The sequence below is a fragment of the Kitasatospora sp. NPDC058190 genome (assembly GCF_042883685.1).
In the GTDB taxonomy this organism is placed as follows: domain Bacteria; phylum Actinomycetota; class Actinomycetes; order Streptomycetales; family Streptomycetaceae; genus Kitasatospora.
The window spans coordinates 1-3,163 of record NZ_JBHVVI010000207.1; the positions used below are offsets into that span (position 1 = coordinate 1).

At 73.7% G+C, this 3,163-nt stretch carries 1 protein-coding gene; it reads right to left on the reverse strand.

What is annotated here, in order from left to right; all coding sequences use genetic code 11:
• Positions 1 to 82 precede the first annotated feature (82 nt).
• Positions 83 to 2,914 carry an RICIN domain-containing protein gene (locus ACFVWU_RS43120; protein ID WP_387631810.1) on the reverse strand — a complete coding sequence of 944 codons (2,832 nt, stop codon included), beginning with the start codon at positions 2,912 to 2,914 and terminating at the stop codon, positions 83 to 85.
• Positions 2,915 to 3,163: the final 249 nt, after the last annotated feature.

Below are 3,163 nucleotides of genomic sequence, written 5' to 3' on the forward strand. Positions count from 1 at the left end.
GGTTGGGTGGTCGCGGGCGGTGGGGGGGTTGTCCCTGGGGGTGGGGGCGCGGGGGGCGCCGGCGCGCCACGACGGGTGGTGCTCATGCCGTGCTCCACTGTTGGTTGGCGGCGGTGGTGCAGTCCCACAGTTCGACCGGGGTGCCGTTGTCGGTGGCGCCGCCGGTCACGTCCAGGCACAGGCCGGACTGGACGCCTCGGACGGTGCCGTCCGGGGCGAGGGTCCACTGCTGGTTGGGCGAGCCCTGGCACGGCCAGAGGATGACGGCCGTTCCGGGGGTGGTGCCTCCTCCGTCGGCGTCCAGGCACAGGCCCTCGGTGGTGAGGGACTGGTTGGAGGTGTAGGTCCAGGCCTGGTTGGCGCCCCCACCGCAGTCCCGGATGTCGACGGTGGTGCCGGGGCTGGTGCTGCCCGCCGGGTCGTCGAGGCACCGGTGGGAGGCCGCGCTGACCAGGGGACGGCCGGTCGGCGTGGTCGTGGCGGGCAGGCCGATCGACGCCGGGCCGAGTGCGCGCGCGGCGGTGGCGGGCGTGCCGGTCACCGCCGCGACCGGCAGGGCGCCGACGGGTGCGGAGGGGCGCTGGACGAGGTAGGAGTGCCCGGCCGTGACGGGGATGGAGATCTGCGTGGCAGCCGTGGGAGCGACGACGGGCGTGGTCCCGTCGCGGCCGTCGACGACCTCGACCGGCTGGCCGGGCCAGGGGTTGCGCAGCTTGACCGTCCCGGTGGAGCCCGCGTTGATGCCGACGGTGGTCACCGCGCCGCCGTGCACCTGGACCGAGACCTTGCTGCCGCCCTGGACGAACACCGTCCCGTCGGCGTCCCAGCCTGTCGGCAGGGCGGGGGCGATGCGGATCTGCCCGTCGTAGTCCTGGACGAGGGCCTCGTCGAGTGCCGCGGCGACGACACCCTGCTGTTCGACGTAGGGCTCGTCGCCGACGAACGTCGCCAGGCCCGACGGCAGGTGTTGGTACTTCTCGGTCAGGCCGGTGAGGGTGGCGGCGACCTCGCCGCCCAGGCCCAGCCGGGCCGCCTGGATCGGGTCGTTGCTCCAGTCGTCGGCCTGCTGGTTGGGCCGGTTGGCGTAGGTGCGCCTGGCGAGGTCCGACAGGCTGCCGGAGTCGCCGACGAGCCCGTACGGCCACACCGGTTCCAGGCCGATGTTCTCGGAGTTCATCGTCGCGGCGGAGGGGTCGTAGGACGGCGCGATCACGTCGGTGCCGGAGGCGTCGGCGGCGGGGGTGAGCAGCTGCGATCGGGTGGCGGTGTCGGTGCGCGCGAACGGAGGGAGCTTCGGGATCGCGGCGTCGAGCCGGGCGGCCAGGTCCGCGTCCCGGCCCAGGAGCCGGGCGGCCCGGGCGGTGGCGGGGAAGAGGGCCTGCATGGCCGCGAGGTCGGTGGTGGGGTCGTGGACGTCCCACTGGGTCTCGTGGGCGTTGGACGGGTAGGTGTGCAGGCGGCCGTCGGGGCCGGTGGTCGCGTAGGCGAGCAGGAACCGGCTGGCCTGGGCCATCAGCGGGTAGTTGGCGGCGAGGAAGGACATCTGGCCGGTCATCAGGTACTGCTGCCACGCCCACAGCCCGACCTCGGCGCCGGTCGAGAGGGTGCGCGCGTTGTAGTACGGCCCGGAGGCGGCGTCGCAGTTGAGGCCGGGGGAGGAGAGCCAGGTCTCGTACTCGTACCCCTGGCCGTTGAAGCGCATCGTCTCCGGCACGCAGACGCCCGGGCGCTGTCCCATGTGGGACCGGGTCCAGGACTCGATGTTGGTCAGGTTGTCGCGGTAGAGGTCGAAGTAGGGGGTGTTGAGGTCGAAGGCGCCGGCCGACAGGTTCGCCTGGACCTGCATGCGCATGTTCCAGTGCCAGTAGGCGCCCGGGTCCCACTTGTGGTTGTCCTGGTAGGGCGAGAACAGGTCGGCCACCCCGGCCTGGGAGCCGGGGTAGGTGTCGCGGCTCTCCGCGGCCGCGTCGTACAGGTCGAGCGTGCGCAGGTTCTCCAGGTAGTCGGCGCTCCCGTCCGCGGAGGAGAACCTGATCAGCCCGATCCGGCCCCAGTACGAGTGCCACCAGGCCAGGTGGGCCGCCTCCGTCGCCTCGGTCGCGGCGGTCGCGTCCGAGCCGAGGAGGTCGGTCGCGGTGGCCGGCGCGTCCCCGCCGGTCCAGTGCGGGGCGGCGACGACCACGCGGAAGGAGCCGTCCGGGCGGGGGCTGAAGGAGACCTTCACGGTCTGGGGATCGACGACGCTCGCGCTGACGTTCCGGCCGCCGGCCGTGACGGCGCCGAGCGAGCCGAAGACCGCACCGCTCGCGCCGGGCTGGGTGTTGTCGGCCCAGGTCTCGGCCAGCGTGCCGAGTGGCCCGGACGCGAGCGCCTGCGGGGAGCGGCCCGACCAGAGCGCGAGCTGCGCGCTCTGCGGCGCGTTCGGATCGGCGCCGGTGACGTCGACGACGAGCTCGTCCTTGTCGGCCCGCACGTAGGCGGTGGCGGTCATGCCGCCGCCGGACTCGGTGAACGTGCCGTCGTAGAGGTCCAGACGGGCCTGGTAGTCCGCCGCGCCGGTGAGCTTGGCCAGACCGGGGATGGTCACCTGGCCGGGGGACTTGCGGTCGGGGTAGGTGTCGGAGCGGTTGAGCTGTGCCGTAAAGCCGTCGGCGGCCCACACGGCGGCGCCGAGGGTGCCGTTGCCCAGCGGCATGAACTGCGACTGGGCGGAGTCGGGACGCCCGAGTACGACGTCGGAGCGCCGGACGAGGTTCGGCGTGTCGACGGTGAACTGGCCGGACTGCCAGGCCGTCGTCGCGGTCGCGGCGTGGGCGCGTGGCAGGGCTGGTGGTGCGAGCGACAGCGCGGCGGCCAGCGCGAGGGCGGTGGTCAGGCCGAGTGCTCGGGCGCGTTGACGTGTTCCGGAAGGCACGTGGTTTCTCCGGTCCGTTCGATGGGGTGAACGACGTGCTGGACGGGTTCGGCCGGTGGACGGCCTTGATCACGCTGAAGGGGCTGTCTCGTCAGGGCGGGGTCCAGGGCTGGTGGGCGCCGCCGTCGCAGTGCCGGAGTCGCACGGAGGCGACGGGCCGGGGATGCCCCGGCCCGTTGGTGCTGCGGGGGCGGGCATGGCGCGCCCCGGGAGTCGCGGGGCCGAAGACCCCCGCGGTGGTGGCCCAAA